General features: G+C 60.7%; 13 protein-coding genes. 8 read left to right on the forward strand and 5 right to left on the reverse strand.

Annotated elements, in window-relative coordinates:
- Positions 1–359: 359 nt before the first annotated feature.
- From ACOQPC_RS04320 to ACOQPC_RS04330, 3 genes are all read right to left on the reverse strand, one after another.
- Positions 360–1,733, reverse strand: coding sequence for a DUF4403 family protein (locus ACOQPC_RS04320; protein WP_420607432.1), 1,374 nt, complete (start codon positions 1,731–1,733; stop codon positions 360–362).
- Positions 1,734–1,923: 190 nt separating this feature from the next.
- Positions 1,924–2,049 carry a hypothetical protein gene (locus ACOQPC_RS04325; RefSeq protein ID WP_420607433.1) on the reverse strand — a complete coding sequence of 42 codons (126 nt, stop codon included), beginning with the start codon at positions 2,047–2,049 and terminating at the stop codon, positions 1,924–1,926.
- A gap of 683 nt (positions 2,050–2,732) precedes the next feature.
- A complete protein-coding gene (locus tag ACOQPC_RS04330; RefSeq protein ID WP_420607434.1) occupies positions 2,733–2,906 on the reverse strand; it encodes a hypothetical protein in 174 nt (57 codons plus the stop codon).
- A 366-nt stretch (positions 2,907–3,272) separates the two neighbouring features.
- Between ACOQPC_RS04330 and ACOQPC_RS04335 the strand changes: the two genes are divergently transcribed.
- Complete coding sequence (locus ACOQPC_RS04335; protein WP_420607435.1) at positions 3,273–3,659, forward strand: single-stranded DNA-binding protein; 387 nt, start codon at positions 3,273–3,275, stop codon at positions 3,657–3,659.
- A gap of 94 nt (positions 3,660–3,753) precedes the next feature.
- On the opposite strand, the gene ACOQPC_RS04340 is transcribed toward ACOQPC_RS04335, so the two are convergent.
- A complete protein-coding gene (locus ACOQPC_RS04340) occupies positions 3,754–3,993 on the reverse strand; it encodes a DUF6437 family protein (protein WP_420607436.1) in 240 nt (79 codons plus the stop codon).
- Positions 3,994–4,338: 345 nt separating this feature from the next.
- On the opposite strand from ACOQPC_RS04340, the gene ACOQPC_RS04345 reads away from it, so the two are divergent.
- The 4 genes from ACOQPC_RS04345 to mobF all read left to right on the forward strand — a co-directional run bounded on the left by ACOQPC_RS04345 (position 4,339) and on the right by mobF (position 10,640).
- Positions 4,339–4,560, forward strand: coding sequence for a hypothetical protein (locus ACOQPC_RS04345; RefSeq protein ID WP_420607437.1), 222 nt, complete (start codon positions 4,339–4,341; stop codon positions 4,558–4,560).
- Between the two features lie 460 nt (positions 4,561–5,020).
- Positions 5,021–5,350 (forward strand): hypothetical protein, encoded by a 330-nt coding sequence (locus tag ACOQPC_RS04350; RefSeq protein ID WP_420607438.1) that lies wholly within the window; start codon positions 5,021–5,023, stop codon positions 5,348–5,350.
- A complete protein-coding gene (locus tag ACOQPC_RS04355; RefSeq protein WP_420607439.1) occupies positions 5,340–7,682 on the forward strand; it encodes a type IV secretion system DNA-binding domain-containing protein in 2,343 nt (780 codons plus the stop codon). Before ACOQPC_RS04350 ends, ACOQPC_RS04355 begins: the two co-directional genes overlap by 11 nt.
- A 48-nt stretch (positions 7,683–7,730) precedes the next feature.
- A complete protein-coding gene (mobF, locus tag ACOQPC_RS04360) occupies positions 7,731–10,640 on the forward strand; it encodes a MobF family relaxase (RefSeq protein ID WP_420607440.1) in 2,910 nt (969 codons plus the stop codon).
- 14 nt (positions 10,641–10,654) lie between these two features.
- Here mobF and ACOQPC_RS04365 read toward each other — a convergent pair whose 3' ends face one another.
- Positions 10,655–11,290, reverse strand: a complete 636-nt coding sequence (locus tag ACOQPC_RS04365; protein ID WP_420607441.1) for a S24 family peptidase — start codon at positions 11,288–11,290, stop codon at positions 10,655–10,657.
- A 1,349-nt stretch (positions 11,291–12,639) separates the two neighbouring features.
- On the opposite strand from ACOQPC_RS04365, the gene ACOQPC_RS04370 reads away from it, so the two are divergent.
- The 3 genes from ACOQPC_RS04370 to tnpC all read left to right on the forward strand — a co-directional run bounded on the left by ACOQPC_RS04370 (position 12,640) and on the right by tnpC (position 15,007).
- Positions 12,640–13,062 carry a transposase gene (locus ACOQPC_RS04370; protein WP_420607442.1) on the forward strand — a complete coding sequence of 141 codons (423 nt, stop codon included), beginning with the start codon at positions 12,640–12,642 and terminating at the stop codon, positions 13,060–13,062.
- Positions 13,059–13,406 (forward strand): IS66 family insertion sequence element accessory protein TnpB, encoded by a 348-nt coding sequence (gene tnpB / locus ACOQPC_RS04375; protein ID WP_420607443.1) that lies wholly within the window; start codon positions 13,059–13,061, stop codon positions 13,404–13,406. Before ACOQPC_RS04370 ends, tnpB begins: the two co-directional genes overlap by 4 nt.
- 62 nt (positions 13,407–13,468) lie before the next feature.
- On the forward strand, positions 13,469–15,007 hold the full coding sequence (tnpC, locus tag ACOQPC_RS04380; RefSeq protein ID WP_420607444.1) for an IS66 family transposase: 1,539 nt from the start codon (positions 13,469–13,471) through the stop codon (positions 15,005–15,007).
- Positions 15,008–15,629: the final 622 nt, after the last annotated feature.

Genomic DNA, 15,629 nt, shown 5'->3' on the forward strand with positions numbered 1-15,629 from the left:
CATGCATCGTCAAGATACTGCCTGCCGGGCTTCGCTGGCGCTCCTGGTTGCCCTCGACATCGCGGTACTGTCCCGTGTCCAGTTCGCCGAGCGTTGGCTTAGGAGCCAAACCGAGAGCTGAACGGTTGGCCGAGTTAAGGACGAGCAGAGAGCAGGTTAATCTCTGCTTTTGCGCCATTTTTTAGTCCACAGATCTTCATGAGCGAAAGTCAACTTTGCACATCAGCACGGCCGAAAGCTGGCAGGCAGCAATCGGCGCAAGAATTGCCAAGCGGCAGCACACAAAATGCAATCTGGCTGTCGCGAATATCGAACTAGAGCAAATACCCGAAAAAATATGCGCATTCCGCTATTGTCTATCAGCGCAGCGCCACGGTGCCCGTGCCCTCAATCCGTGTCGGCAGGAGCAGGCCCTGACCGGATGCGGTAATCTTGCCTGTCCGAATGTTAATGATTTTAGCCTGAATCGCGAAATCGCCTTCGCGTTCATTGGCAATGGCCAGCTCGACCTTTTTCAGCAAATCCTCAAAATCGCTTTCGAAGTTCTGCTCGAGGGAATCGGCAATAAACTGCGCCACGCCCGGCGCATTCGCCAGCTTCAGGATCAGGTCCCCGCCCGTCATATCGGTGGTGCCGCCAACCGCCACATCGGCAATCCGGACTTCGTGCGAGTTTTCCCGATTGACCGGCAATCCCGTCAACCAGACGGTTCCGTTGGTCGGCTTGCCGCCCACAGCGATGCGGTTCGCAGCAAAGGTGACGCCGACCGCGATCCGCCCACCGGTCGTGCCATAAATCGTGGCGCCCTTGAATAGGGCGCGCACCGAACCGACGCCGGGCACGTCGAACGGCCGCGCGGACCGTTTGCGCAGGGCTTTCATCAGCACCGGCTCGAGCTGCCGGTAATCGGCGATGACGGGAATGAAGAAAACCATCCGGCCCGCATTGCCCTTCAATGGTACCATTACCGGCAGCGCCGTAGGCGGAGACGGCTCGGGCTTGTCGCCGACAAAGGTTTCGGTCAGCGCCTTCATGCCAAGCAACATGCGCAGTTTGTTGCCCACCTCTTCATAGCCGCCATATTGCAGTTGCTGCGGCGTGATGCGCATCCAGACGGGAGGGTTTTGGCGATTGAGCGACAAGACGGTGAATGCGGATCGCCAGGCCGCATCGATTCGGCGTCGCACGGCAAGCTTGTTCAACTGGCCCGGCAATTCGCGCTCCAGCTTCGCCACGATCGGCTTCAGTTTGCGATCCGCCTCCTCGGCGAACTCGATGCGCTGGCCCAGAATGTCGACATGCGGCGCGTCGGACCAGTTATAGCGGATGTCGACGGTACCGCGCGGGGTCCAGTCTTTTTGCAGATGGATGCGGATCACCGCATGGGCCATCGCGTCAGCCGTCGCGGTTTCATCGATCACGCCGCCGATATACTTGGCATGCACCATGGCGTGGAGCGGAATGGCCAGCCGTAGTGTTTCGCCCTGTCCGGACAGTCGCATCGGCCCGCGCGTGACAGTGCCCGTGATGTGACAGCGCAGCTTGGGTGTCTTCACGGTGGCTATACCCAGATCGACCCCTTTCGACGCAACGCAAATCTGGTCTGGATGATCGATCGACCATAGCCTCTTCGGCACCTGCCGATCGAGCGCGGCGGAAAGTTCGCTAAGTCCGACCTCTACCGGCACGGTGATCAGAGACGGAGACTGCTTAATCTCGACAGGCGTGTTCACGCGCGGCGGAGCAGCATCCTTACTTTGCCCGCTACATGTCGCCAGCATTGCAAAGGTCGCCAGAATCGCAGGAGCCAATGGATTTCTGGGCATCGTCGAACCTCCCGACAATTGATCGCCCGCAATTATCTTGCTTTTGCCGCCATCGAGCGCGGCTTTATGAAAGCCCCGGCTGGACTGGACATCCGGTCTATGTCAGCAGGAAATAGACTTGCGCGATAAAGAATGCAGCGCCGAAAAGCATCGCTCCTCCAACGATCACTTTATCGAGGATGGGGCGCGGTTTGGCGTTTCGATCGGACCATTCCCGCAGCATTGTAGTTCCTCCGCTATGAGCCAGCATGCTAGCTTCGTCCGCGCCGGGTGATAAGCGAGCGCCCCCGCGAAAAAATCCTTCTACCCATGATAGGATCTGAAGCGGTTTCACCGCCTCCTTTCCAATCCAATTGCTTTTGGTATTGGGCAATTCGGGATTGCGAAAACCTCCCCCCAAAGGAGCACTCCTTCGCGATCCCAACCTGCGCTATCTGCAAATCAATTCGGCGCGCGCCGTGCTTTCCGCCGCACTGCGGGTATCTGACCGCTTGCGTATTCATTGGTCGCCCCGCGCGTAGTGTGCCGAGGCCAATCCATGCCCGCGCTGACAAAGCGCGAGCCTTTTATCCATCGCAGGCGCAGCCCTTACCCTTATGGCATTCCTTGTCGCGCGATATGCAGCTGTCGCCGCAAGCTTTTCCCTTTCGGCAGACCTTGCAGCAGGAAACGCTGGTGGCCTGGGCGAACGCGGCGCCGGATTCGCAGGGGCTGATTTCTGTCGGACCGGCGAACCCCAGCGTAAGGGCTATCGCAACTGCTATCGATTTCATGGCTTTTCTCTCCCCCGTTCAGGTCGAGCATCTCATAACTTCGTTGCCAAGTCGATTACGGCGATGCCAGGGCGGTCATCGACCGCTTGTCCGCCCGTCATATCGCACGTCACGGACCGGCCACGTGGGACCTTCAGTGAACCGTTCCATCCGGCGTCGTCGCGGCCAGCCGCTCGATCTGTCTGATGATGCGCAGGAAGGTGCGATGCCCCTCGACATCGCCCTTGGCAAACAGCTCGTCCGCCCGCTGCGCAGCCCGAAAACCCGCATCCTCGCCATGCCGCCGCATCAGCATATTGGCTGCCATCCAGATGTCGCGCTCGGAAATCATCCGCCGTGAATAGCGGCTTCACGCCATGAGTGAAACTGGACGAATAGCTGCTGGTGGCTGACCGGCCAGTTCAAGCCGATGGCAGCTATATTGGCCGATACCGGGCAGCCGAAAATCCAGTCCGGCTTTTGCTGCGAACATGTCTGAACCAGGCCGCGCAAGCGCCGCAACCCGCTTTGTTGCCGGCCGTGTTGATCGCTTCGCTCACTGCCCGCACCACCCGGCCAAAACGGGTTTCCCTTCGGCCTCTCGTCCTTCGGTGCGGCGCTCCCGCGCCCTGTTTCTCCTGACTGTTCGCAAGCCGGAAATGGTTTCCGGACTGGCACTATCAGGAGCAATATCATGACCAATCTCGTTATCTTGACCGGCCGTCTCGCACGTGATCCGGAGTCCCGCGAAACCCAAGGCGGCACGACCGTCACTTCGATCACCGTGGTGACCGACCGGCCCGCCCGCGACAAGGACGGCAAGACCTACAAGGATGACAAGGGCTATACGGTGAAGGACAGCGAATTTCACCGGGTGACCTGCTTCAACGGCCTGGGCAAGACCGTGAAGGAATATTGTACCAAGGGCCAGCTGGTCTCGGTCCAAGGCCGCCTGCACTACACCCAGTGGGAAGACAGCGACAAGATCAAGCGCTATGGCTGCGAGATCCTCGCCGACAAGGTCGATTTTCTCTCCAAGGGCGCCACGCGCGACAATCAGGACGCGCCCGAGATCGACTGAACGTCAGCGCTCGATCCATCTCGCCGATCGGGCCTCGCCGGGCAACCGGCGGGGCCTTTTGTTTTTGAAGCGCAGTGTGAACCGTGAACGCGGCTCAGCTCGCGATTGTGGTGGAACCGAACTTGGCGATGGCTGCGGTTTCACCGAGCTTGCCGAGCGCGGTGGCGACCCGTTTGAGGCCGCCGCGCGAGAAATTCTCGATACCGGTGCCGAGAATGATCCGGCCGAGTTCGAGCGCGGCTTTTTCTTCGAGTTCGTGCTGGCGCCGCGCCAGCGCTTCGCGTTCGACTTCAAGCTTCTTGAGCGCCAAAATCGCGCTTTTGGTGGATGGCATGGCAATGGTCCTTTCGATCCCCTCGAAGGGTTCCCCGGGATCAAGTCATGGCATGAGCCCACCCCTGTAGGAAAACGCAAAAAGCGGGTTTTCAGGCAACCGTGTGGCGTGGGCGGGGAGGGGGGAGTTGCTCACGTTCTTCTCATGATGATGGCCGGTCACGGGCCGCGTCAAGGACGGCGGGGCCCCACCATTTTGACGGCAAGGGCCTGTTGGCCCTCACCGACAAAATCGTTTCCCCCACCGCCGCTGGCGCGGTCACCCTCACGGGTGATCCTGGACCCGGCCCGCGCCCGACCATCGGCGAACATTCCTGTCGTTTCGACAAACTTCAGGAGGAAACCCATGTCATATTATTCTGCTATTCCGAACACGCAGCAAAGCTATTTCGAGGCGGTCGAGCGCGCCGAGCGGCGGTCCTTGCACAGCTTCTTCGATCAGCATGTCATCGAGGACGACAATCAGGGCTATATCGCGGTCGACGAAGGTGATTATAACGCGCTACCATGGGAGCTCGCGAGCCGGGTGGTCCATACCATTCATGGCGGATTGCTGGACGAATATTGAGGGATCGTGGGGACGGGGACCGGAAACGGTTCCTGCCCCTTTTTTGTTTCTCTGGGGACGGGGAAATCCGGTATTAGAAGCGGACATGCGGAGCGCAGGCCGGGCAGCCCGCGCGCGTTTTTTTGATGATGCCAGAGGTTCAATTCGGTCGATGATGAGACCGGTCAAGAAACAGGATCGGTCACTGCAGCTGGGGACAGGAGGGGCACACCGTACGCAGGGGCCTGCCTAAGCGAAGCGATTGTAAGCCAAGGGTTTGCCGATAAAAATCGGTCCTAATCACAAACAATTTGAAAGTGCCTTGGTCGTCGGATTCGCACATCACTTTCAAATCAGTTCATCGTAACCCTATCAGATTCAACGGAATCAAATTCGTTGACGATGCTTTGTTCACGCTTTATTCTTATATCACCTTCCGCAAGGTGAACCAGGTTCCTGCAAGTTCAAAGGGACCCGGTAAATGGATCGTCAGATCAGTCTTCAAACCTATGTCCCCCGCGCGATTTCGGCGTGGGTCAGGCAGCGCGCGAGGGAGCGTAGGGTCAGCGTGAGCGTGGCTGTCCGCGACATGCTCGTGGACGCTTGGAATGCCGAAAACACCGCTGCCGACAGAGCCGCCGGACTCGACCCCGACCGGCAAAATCTCTTCATCACCGTCGCGCTCGATGCGCTGCTTGCCGGACATAGCGACCCACAGCTGCGCCGCAAAACCCACGACGCCTATCATCGCAAGCTGACCCGTCTCGGCCTGTACGCATCGTCGGTTCCGGGAGGCGAGAATGAAGCGTAATCTGGTCAACTTCACGCGTGGCAGCCAGCTGCTCGGCCATTTCGGATTCATGTTCGCGGCAGGGCTTAAAGGGCCTGTGATCATCGCCGCCGCGGTTACCGCCGGGCTTTGCTGGTGGGGCGTGCGGAGCGCGCTTGGCGACCATCAGCTCTACCTCGTCTGGATGCACATCTATGCCAGACTGTACGCGTTCATGGAGTTCGATCCGAGCAAACTGATCAACCTCGATATGGCCAGCGGCGGTCATGTTCAGCTGCCGATCTCGGCGATCACCGGCTTCCCCCCGATGGCGCAGGCGGTGGCCGCGTTCTGGCGCGCGCTACGCCATGCTCTGCTGCTGTCTGCGCTCACCCTGACGCCCAGCTTTATCCTGTTCTACTGGTTCGCGGAACGGTTCGGTGGGCGGTCCAAGGAGCGCAAGCATGAGCGCGGCGCGATGCTGGTATCGCTGGCCGAACTCGAGGAAGAAATCGCTCGTCACAACCGCGCCGAGCAGGCGCGCGAGCTGGGGTCCGAGCTTGGCTGGAAATGGCGTCTGGCCGGTAGCCGGGCGCTCGCGCAAGCGGGCTATTATACGCCCGCCCATTTGTCCCATGTGCCCTATCCATGGCGGCTCGAGCAGAGCCATGCGATGCTGATCGGCACGACCGGTACCGGCAAGACCGTGGCCCTGACCGATCTGCTTTCCGAAGCGCGGTCGCGCGGTCAGCGGGCGGTCGTGTTCGACCTGACCGGCGCGTTCATCGAAGCCTTTTACGATGCCGAGCGCGACGTCATCCTGAACCCGCTCGATGCGCGCTGTCCGGCGTGGAGCGTGTTCGAAGACTGCGACAGCGAAGCCGAATTCCACGCCGCCGCCGAAGCGCTGGTACCGCATGATGGCGGCGGCAGCGAACAGTTCTGGGTGCTGGCCGCGCGCATGCTGTTCGTCGAGATGTGCCTGCACCTTAAACGAGCGGGTACAGCCAGCAACGATGACCTAGCCAAACGTCTGATGACCGCCGATCTTGCGCAGGTGCACAAGCTCATGCGCGGCACGATGGCCGACCCGCTGACCGCGCCCGAAGCGGCCCGCATGGCCGAATCCATTCGCGCCGTGTTCAACGCCAACGCAAAGGCTCTCAAATTGCTGCCATCGGAGGGTCCGGCCTTCTCGCTGCGCGACTGGGTTCAGGGCCGCTCGGCCCCCGGCTCGGTGCTGTTTATCTCGGCGCGTTATGTCGACATGAGCATCTGCTCGCAGCTCCTCACTTTGTGGATGGACACGGCCATGAACACGCTGATGTCGATGGACCGCACGCGCGATCTCAGGCTCTGGTTTCTGATCGACGAGGTCGGCGCGCTCCACCGGCTTCCCGCGCTCGAAAAGGGTCTGCAGACCGCGCGCAATTTCGGGGGTGCGATCGTTACCGGCGTGCATGCATTCGCCAAGCTCAAGGAAGTCTATGGAGAGAATATGGCGATGACCCTGTCCTCGCTCGCGCGCACCAAGCTCATTCTTGCCACCGCCGACCGCGAGACCGCGACCTGGTGCTCGGATTTCATCGGCCATCGGCAGGTGAAGGACATGGAAGAGGGCTATAGCTATGGCTACAACAATGCCCGCGATGCGGTGAGCTTGACCCCGTGCCGCCAGATCGAACCGCTGCTCCTGCCCGACCAGTTCATGAACCTGCCGCGGCTGTCGGGCTATATCAAATTCCCGGACGGGTTTCCGGCGGCGCCCGTGTTGCTCACGCCCCGGCGTTGGCCGCGGATCGCGGAAGGATTTATAGCGCGGGCGGCGGACGATATGACTTCGCAACGAACGGTCTGCGGAGACGGCAGTTCGCGTTCGGCGAGCAGCAGATCAGTTGCAACAGAGCAGCAGAGCGAACATCCCGCATCGAACGATGACGGTGCCGGAAAACCCGTCGATCTGCGCCAGCTCGATCCGAAACTTACGGCCAGAGATCTTGAACCTGAGACGAATGGTCAGGTCGCGGTCGGCACCGCGCAAGCGACATCGCCAGTCGGACTGGCGCTCGAGCCAACCAGTCTATCAGACCGCAATCGACGGTCCGGAAAGCACGTAGAGGAGGTGAGGCCGACCCCGCCGGTTTCCCGTCTTCGGACCAGCCGTGAGGATGATTCCGCGGAGGCTCGTGACAGGCAGGACAGTAACGAGCGTGACCTCCATGCTGTCCACAAAACAAGCGATCAGCTCTCCGCAAGGCCGGGTAATGCTGCGCAGCAATCGGGTCTGCGCCCGCGCCAGGAACGGGATCTGCTCGAGGGTGCCGTCGAACCCGATGAGGGCCGCGACATCGGGGAGTATGATCTGGACCTGTAACGGGCTCGATTCGGGGATGAGGGGTCACTCAGGTCCGGAGCCGATCCGATGCTATCCGTTGCCAACGTTCGTTCGCCATCGGCCGCCGCGAATTATTTTGCCGCCGACAATTATTATGCCAGCGCCGATGCCGATCGCTCCGGCACATGGGTCGGCAAGGGGGCCACAATGCTCGGGCTTGAGGGCCGGGTCGAGGCAAAATCATTCGATGCTTTGCTACGTGGCGAGCTTCCTGACGGCACCAAGGTAGGCAACGCCAACCAACCCCATCGACCGGGCACCGACCTTACGTTTTCGCTGCCCAAAAGCTGGTCGCTGCTGGCGCTGGTCGGCGGCGACAAGCGCATTATCGAAGCCTACCGCGAGGCGGTGATCGAAACGCTCGGCTGGGCGGAAAAGAATGCGGCGGAGACGCGGCTCGTCCGGAACGGCAAGACGAAGACGGTCTCCACCGGCAATCTGACGGTCGGATTGTTCCAGCACGACACCAATCGCAGCCAGGAACCCAATCTTCATTTCCACGCCGTCGTCGCCAATGTGACGAAAGGGCCGGACGGCAGATGGCGCACGCTCAAGAATGATCGGTTGTGGTCGCTCAACACGCTCCTGAACAGCATGACCATGGCGCGTTTCAGGATGTCGGTCGAAAAGCTGGGATATCAAACGGGTCCGGTCGGCAAGCATGGCAATTTCGAAGCATCGGGCATCGACCGGTCGGCGGTGATGGCGTTTTCGACGCGGCGACAGGAGGTGCTGGACGCGCGGCGCGGACCGGGGCTGCGGGCGGGAGTCGTCGCCGCGTTAGCCACCCGTGCGCCCAAGGATGCCATCGAGGACCGGGATGCACTGGTGGAAAGCTGGAAGGCGACTGCTGCGTCCATCGGTCTCGATCTTGCCGACATGGTCTGCGGCGCGAGGGAACGCGCCGCGCTACTCGGCGCCGGGCAATCGCCGCGGCTGCCGCTTGTTGAGCGCGGGATCGCGCTGCTGCGCGAATTCGCCGCTCGCGTTCGCGGCGATCCCGCGGACCCGCTCGTCCCGAAGCATGTGCTCAAAAAGGACGCCCCGACGATTGCCTCGGCGCAGGCGGTCGTCTCAGCGGTGCGTCATCTCGGCCAGCGCGAGGCCGCCTTTCCGCGCGAGAAGCTGCTGAAGACGGCGCTCGACTTCGGACTGCCGACGACGATCGATCATGTCGAGACACGCGTGAACGCGCTCGTCCGGTCCGGAGACCTGTTGAAGGGCAGGGGGCCGGGCAAAGGCTGGCTGGCTTCGCGCGAGGCGATCGCGATCGAGCAGCGCATCCTCGCTCATGTCGAGGCGGGGCGCGGCGCGGCGCCGCCGATCCTCACCAGCGAGACCGCTGGGGCACGCGTTCAGGCGGTCGCGGCGCTGGGTCATGGGCTGACCCTCAACGACGGCCAGGAGGCCGCCGCTAGGCTCATCCTGTCATCGCACAATCGCACCGTTGCGGTGCAGGGAGTAGCGGGCGCTGGCAAGAGCAGCCTGTTGAAACCCACCGCTGAGGTGTTGCGTGAGGAAGGCAAGTCCGTCCACGGCCTGGCGGTTCAGAATACGCTCGTCCAGATGCTGGAACGCGATACCGGGATCGCGTCGACGACGCTGGCCCGTTTTCTCGGCAAATACCGCAAGCTGCTGGACGATCCCGGCAATGCCTCCTTGCTGCGCGAGGCGCGAAACGAGCTCGGCGACCATGTGCTTCTGCTCGACGAAGCCTCGATGGTGTCGAACCGCGAAAAGGAACGGCTCGTCCAGCTCGCCAATCTCGCGCGGGTCGACCGGCTCGTGCTGATCGGCGACCGCAAGCAGCTCGGCGCGGTCGATGCCGGCAAGCCCTTCGATCTCGTTCAGACAGCCGGCATCGAGCGGGCGGTCATGAACCTGAACCTTCGCGCGCGCGATAAGCAGCTACGCCGCGCCCAATCCGCCGCGCAGGCAGGCCAAGTGAGCGAGGCGCTGGGTTTTTTGAAAGATCATATCGTGGAGACCGACGGCGACAGCGCGGTCGTCGCCGCCGAACGATGGCTGTCGCTGTCGCCCGAAGAGCGCGAGCGGACGGCGATCTACGCCTCGGGCCGCGTGCTGCGATCGGCGGTCAACGAGGCCGTCCAGACCGGGCTCAGGGCCAATGGCGAGCTGGGCACGGATGCGCTAAAGCTGGCCGTGCTTTCGCGCGTGAACGCGACGCGCGAGGAGCTGCGTTACATCTCTGCTTACAAGCCAGGAATGTTGCTGGAGGCGCGCGGTGCCGACCGGATTCAGAAGCTAGGAAAGGGGCAATATCGGATCACGTCCGTCGATCCCGCCAAGAAGGAAGTGGTTCTGGCGGATGCGAAGGGGCGGCAGCATTGGTTTCGGCCCGGTAGGATCCGGCCTGGACTGAACGAGGATAGATTGGCGCTGTTCGAACAAAAGCGGCTCAACCTTCATGCCGGCGATCGCATTCGCTGGACCGAGAATGATCACAAGCGCGGGCTGTTCAACGCCGATCAGGCGCACGTCATCGGGATCGACGAACGCTCTGTGACGCTGGTGACATCGGCGGGCATGGAGCACCGGTTGAAGCGCGGTGATCCGATGCTGCGGCGGCTAGATCTCGCTTATGCGCTCAACGCCCATATGGCGCAGGGCCTGACTTCGGATCGCGGCATTGCCGTGATGGACAGCCGGGAGAAGAACCTGTCCAACCAGCAGACATTTCTGGTGACCGTGACCCGTCTTCGCGACCGGCTGACGCTGGTTATTGATAATGTCGGCAAGCTGCAGAGCGCAATAGCGCGCAATCCCGGTTCCAAGAGCTCCGCGATCGAGATCACCGGACGTTTAAGGGACGCGGCAGCCAAGGGTCTTTCGAAAGGAGAGGCATTGCCGCCCAGCGGCCCGGAAAAACCAGAGCTCGCGAAGGATCGCGTGAAGCCGTTCGAAATTGGTATTTAGGAAATACGAGCTATCTAGAGCGCACGGCCGAACCAGATCACCCGGCCCACGATATGGACCGAGCCGCGATCGACGTCGCTCCAGGTCGGATAGGCGGGATTGTCGCTGCCGATCGTGATCTGTCTGCCGCCGGGCTTCAGCGCTACCCGCTTGACGACGAGCGTATCCTCGGAGCGCAGCGCGTAGATGCCATCGCGTAGCCGGGAGGCATGATCGGACGCATCGACCAGCACCTCGTCACCGTCGCTGAGGGTCGGCTCCATCGAATCGCCCGTCACCGTCACGATCGACAGGCTTGAGCTTCTGGACGGGGTGAGCTTTTTCAGCCAGCGCTCGTCGAATCCGAAACAGGTCTGGCGATTTTCGCTTTCGGCAATGGCACCGTAGCCGGCCGATGCCCGGACATCGAGCACCGGAACCTCGACCATACCGTGCTTGGTGGCGGGAGGCGGACCCCCAAGTACCTGCTCATCAACTCCGAAAAAGGCGGCCAGCGTGCGCCGGTCTTCATCGTCGAGCTTGCGGGGCGTCCCGCGTTTGATGAACTGCTGGATATAGGCGGAATTGCGTCCGAGCAAACGTGACAGCCCGGCATAATCGCTGTTGGTCCGCTGGATCAACCGGTCGAGTTCCGCTCTTACATTGTCCATCGCGATGCCTTTCGGCTAAAAACTTTTGATACGGCTGTAGGAATAATCCTAGACAGCCCAGATTTCTCCTACTAGGAACAAACAAAGAACGCAAGTCAAATCTGATTGGAAGCAAGATGGAACTGTTGGATCGCATCGAGCGGCATTTGAAGGAAACTCACATTTCCGCCACCCGTTTTGGTAGGCACGCGGTCGGCGATCCTCGATTCGTGCTCGATCTGCGTTTGGGTCGTCGGCCGAGACGGCGAACAATAGAAAAGCTGGAGCGATACCTTGACTCTTGAGAGCGTATATAGCTGCAGTGGTTTAGCTGCTGACCTTATGTTTCGGACCACTTAGCGGTGTCTCTGAAAATGAGCAGCCATTGCTGCGTAGGGTGTGCCGATAAGTCACCCGCTTCCGGGGCACGATCCGGTGATTGAGCCTGAACTGGATCGGAGGGATTACAACACCGATCCGGCAGGCACCGCAAAGGGTCGCGATGTTTTAACGGCTTCGATCTTACCGGTGCTGCAAAAGCACTCAGAATGCAGAAAATGCCTGATCGAACGGGCCGAAAATTCTCTCCGAACAGGCGCTCCACTCTCGAAAAATTTCGACAACACCAGCTTGTTCTGTGGAGCAACACACCCCTTGATTTCTTCAAATTTTTCAAGTTGGACAAAATGTAGTTCGCTACGTCTCGTCTCATCGAGGTAATTCTCGGCAGAAGTAAAGTCTAAGTTTCTTAGATATGAAATATATTTTACCCAAATAGGATAGTGACCAGTCACATTATGAGTATCCAGATACTCCAAAAGGGCGGATGACGATCTCACCTGAAAATATTGGCGGCATACTCATCAATAGCTTTCTCGCATTCTTTCTGCGTGCTTGCATCAAGAGAGCAATGAACCACCCGGATACCCAAGCCCCAAGTGATAAAGGTATGCTTATCATAAGAGGGGAGAACGAACGTAGATATATACGTATCTCTCGACGACCCTTCTATAACAAAGCCCGAGACAATGTCATCGTTCCGAAATCCAAGCCATCCACCCTTTCCTAACGACATAAAACCCTGCTTTTTAGAAAAGCAGATATTTGCCTCCGCTTCCTGGCAGCGCCTGCCGCATCTCGCACTACAACTCGCAAGTTCTTTCCAAGCCGGGTCATCGATCTGACCTAATTTCCGTTCTCATAAATTTCGCAAATGATTGTGTTGGGAGGAAGGTTCTTGTAATAGTGTAAGCGAGGCCCGTAAGCCGCCTTGCCACTGACGGTGATGCTGCGATGCTTGTGCCTTTCGGCGGAGCGGCGCGGTGGATGATGAAGTCGGGGCGGATGCGAGTGGTCATACGAGCAGTCGTATGAGTGGTCGCATGGAGGTGATCGCCCGGGTGTCGGGCCGTCGGTACTGGAGCGTCGAGCAGAAGCTGATGATGTTGCGCGATGCGTTTGGTCCGGGCGGCTCGGTGCGCTCGGCGATGGAACGCCACGATGTCACCAGCGGGTCGCTCTACACCTGGCGGCGTAACGCGATGGCGGGAATGCTGCTCGATCGTTCGGCACGGACACTGCCACCTGCGATCGAAGAACCGACCGGCGGTCGTTTCGCCGAGGTTGTCATCGCCGATCCCACTATGGCGCTTCCCTCAACGTCACTGTCGCCGCCCGCGCCGGATACGACGAGCAAGATCGCGATCGAGTTGCCAAGCGGCATCCGATTGAGCGTCGATGCGTCGATCGATGCAGAGGCGCTCGGCCGCGTGCTATCGGTGCTCGAGCGATGATCGCGTTGCCGCCTGCAACGCGGGTGTGGCTGGCGTGCGGGCCGACCGATATGCGCAAGGGGATGTGCGGCCTGGCGGTGATGGCGCAGGAAGTCATGAAGCATAATCCGCATTCCGGCGCGGTGTTCGTGTTCCGCGGTCGGCGCGGTGATCTGATCAAGCTGCTCTGGTATGATGGCCAGGGGTTGTGCCTATTCTCCAAGCGGATCGATCGCGGCAAGTTCGTCTGGCCGATCGGCCAGATCGGTGTCGCGCACCTGTCTGCCGCGCAGCTATCGATGCTGCTGGAAGGGATCGACTGGCGGCATCCCGAACGCACGTGGCAGCCCGCCCTGGCAGGGTAATAATCGGCGAGATTATGGCGTTTTTGCTCGTATCGATGACCCTGATCCGGTATTAAGTCGGTGTGTCGCAGCACGCCGTTTCCGCACCCGATCGGGACGCTCGGATCGCCAGCCTCGAGGCTCAGGTCGATGCCCGCGATCGTGTGATCGCCATGCTGCGCGCCCAACTCGCACGGCTGCGCCGGATGACGTTCGGCACCTCGTCCGAGAAGCTGGCAAGCGAGATCGAGCAGCTGGAACTCGCGCTCGAAGAGTATGAGGCCGACGCCGCCAGCGCCGATGCGCGTCAGCCGGATGTTGCCGCTCGACCCGAACGACCCGCAGCGGTCCGCTCGTTGCCGCCCCATCTGCCGCGCGAGGAGATCGTTTACGAACCAGCGACCGGCACCTGCGCATGCCCGTCATGCGGAGGGACGCTGCGCCAGCTTGGCGCGGATACCGACGAGATGCTCGATGTCGTGCCGATCAGCTGGCGCGTCGTGCGCAACATCCGCCCCAAGTATAGCTGCCGCGTCTGCGAAGCGATCGTTCAGGCGCCCGCGCCGCCCAAGCCGATTGCGCGCGGCAAGGCGACGTTCGGCACGCTCGCGCACGTCGTCGTCGCCAAGTTCGATCATCATCTGCCGCTCTATCGCCAGGCCGAGATGATGGCGGCGCAGGGCGTCTATATCGACCGCTCGACCCTTGCCGGGTGGGCGGGCCAGGCCGCGCACCTGCTCGATCCGATCGTCACGCGCATCCGCGAGGAAGGTCTCAAAGCCGCCAAGATCCACGCCGACGACACACCGGTGAAGGTGCTCGCCCCCGGCAGCGGGAAGACCGCGACCGGCAGGCTGTGGGCCTATGTCGTCGATGACCGTGCATCGGGTGCCGCCACCTCGCCGCTCGTCTGGTATCGGTTCACTCCCAACCGCGCGGGCATTCATCCCAAGCGTGAACTCGCGACCTTCACCGGCTTCCTCCAGGCCGACGCCTATGCCGGGTTCAATGGCATCTACGCAGGCAACAGCGTGTCCGAGGTCGCATGCTGGGCGCATTTCCGGCGCGAGCTGTTCGAGCGCCATAAGCAACAACCGACCGCGCTGACCACCGATCTCCTCGAGCGCATCGGTAAGCTCTACGCGATCGAGGCCGAGATCCGCGGTCAACCCGCCGACGTCCGACGAACCACCCGCCAGGCGCGGTCGCGACCGCTGGTCACGGCGCTTCGCGTCGCGCTCGATGACGCGCTCAGAAAGCTCGCGCCCAAATCGCTGATGACCAAGGCCATCCGCTACGGCACCAAGCGGTGGGACGCGTTCACCCGCTTCCTCGACTATGGCCGTCTCGAGATCGACAACAACATCGCCGAACGCGCGATCCGCCCCATCGCGATCGGTCGCAAGAACTGGCTGTTCGCTGGATCCGAACCGGGCGGCGTGCGCGCCGCGGCGATCTATTCCGTCATCGAGACCGCCAAGATGAACGGGCTCGAACCGCAGGCTTACATCACCGACGTCATCGCCAAGATCGCCGCAGACTGGCCTGCCGCTCGGTGGGACGAACTCCTCCCGTGGAACTGGCAGCCACCTGCCGACGTGCCAATCGCGCAAGCCGCCTGAGCCGGGGTCTCTGGACCACGCTTACGTAATAGTTAGAAAGTTGCGGGTTTTGCAGGCCGGCATTCCCTGTCTTCAGCTCGATTACAAAGTTAGGAAAGTTCTGGTTCCCATAAACGGCATCAGGCCTCACAGAGCCGAGATCAAACCAACCAGCTACGCCGCCGTCTTTATAGGATACGTTCATGCTCGTATTTCTAAATGTACCGACCGCTGCACTAAAAGCGGAATGAATGAATATTCCTCTGAGCGAAGCCGGAGTGTAGCTATTTACGGGAGTAGAAGAGATCGCAATCTGAGCTGCGGTCTCAAATTGCTCAAACCCGGGAATCCCATTGCATTTATTCCCGGTTCCCTTCCCACTTTGCGGCTATTTAGCATCACAGCGGGAACACCTCTTCGGTATCCAAAACGGCCCCGGAGGTAGGACGTTTCGGGCAACATCGGTTCCTCTAGCCCAAACAAGAAGCCCGCAGTGGTGGCAATACTCACTGTATACGCCAACGCCCGCAAAAAAGATGGGTAAGCCAAGGATTGCGGGAAGCTGTTGGCAACTGTGTATGATAAAAATCATAAAGGCCGCTGTGGCGAGCCACAACCAGAGGCGGACTTGAGCAATCAGGCG

It is taken from the genome of Novosphingopyxis sp., from assembly GCF_965218915.1.
Taxonomy (GTDB): domain Bacteria; phylum Pseudomonadota; class Alphaproteobacteria; order Sphingomonadales; family Sphingomonadaceae; genus Novosphingopyxis.

Excerpts from the sequence above, each read along its gene's own strand:
- ACOQPC_RS04325 (WP_420607433.1), bottom strand. The coding sequence starts at position 2,049 with ATGCTGCGGGAATGGTCCGATCGAAACGCCAAACCGCGCCCCATCCTC.
- ACOQPC_RS04330 (WP_420607434.1), bottom strand. The coding sequence starts at position 2,906 with ATGGCAGCCAATATGCTGATGCGGCGGCATGGCGAGGATGCGGGTTTT.
- ACOQPC_RS04335 (WP_420607435.1), top strand. The coding sequence starts at position 3,273 with ATGACCAATCTCGTTATCTTGACCGGCCGTCTCGCACGTGATCCGGAG.
- ACOQPC_RS04340 (WP_420607436.1), bottom strand. The coding sequence starts at position 3,993 with ATGCCATCCACCAAAAGCGCGATTTTGGCGCTCAAGAAGCTTGAAGTC.
- ACOQPC_RS04345 (WP_420607437.1), top strand. The coding sequence starts at position 4,339 with ATGTCATATTATTCTGCTATTCCGAACACGCAGCAAAGCTATTTCGAG.
- ACOQPC_RS04350 (WP_420607438.1), top strand. The coding sequence starts at position 5,021 with ATGGATCGTCAGATCAGTCTTCAAACCTATGTCCCCCGCGCGATTTCG.
- ACOQPC_RS04355 (WP_420607439.1), top strand. The coding sequence starts at position 5,340 with ATGAAGCGTAATCTGGTCAACTTCACGCGTGGCAGCCAGCTGCTCGGC.
- mobF (WP_420607440.1), top strand. The coding sequence starts at position 7,731 with ATGCTATCCGTTGCCAACGTTCGTTCGCCATCGGCCGCCGCGAATTAT.
- ACOQPC_RS04365 (WP_420607441.1), bottom strand. The coding sequence starts at position 11,290 with ATGGACAATGTAAGAGCGGAACTCGACCGGTTGATCCAGCGGACCAAC.
- ACOQPC_RS04370 (WP_420607442.1), top strand. The coding sequence starts at position 12,640 with ATGAGTGGTCGCATGGAGGTGATCGCCCGGGTGTCGGGCCGTCGGTAC.
- tnpB (WP_420607443.1), top strand. The coding sequence starts at position 13,059 with ATGATCGCGTTGCCGCCTGCAACGCGGGTGTGGCTGGCGTGCGGGCCG.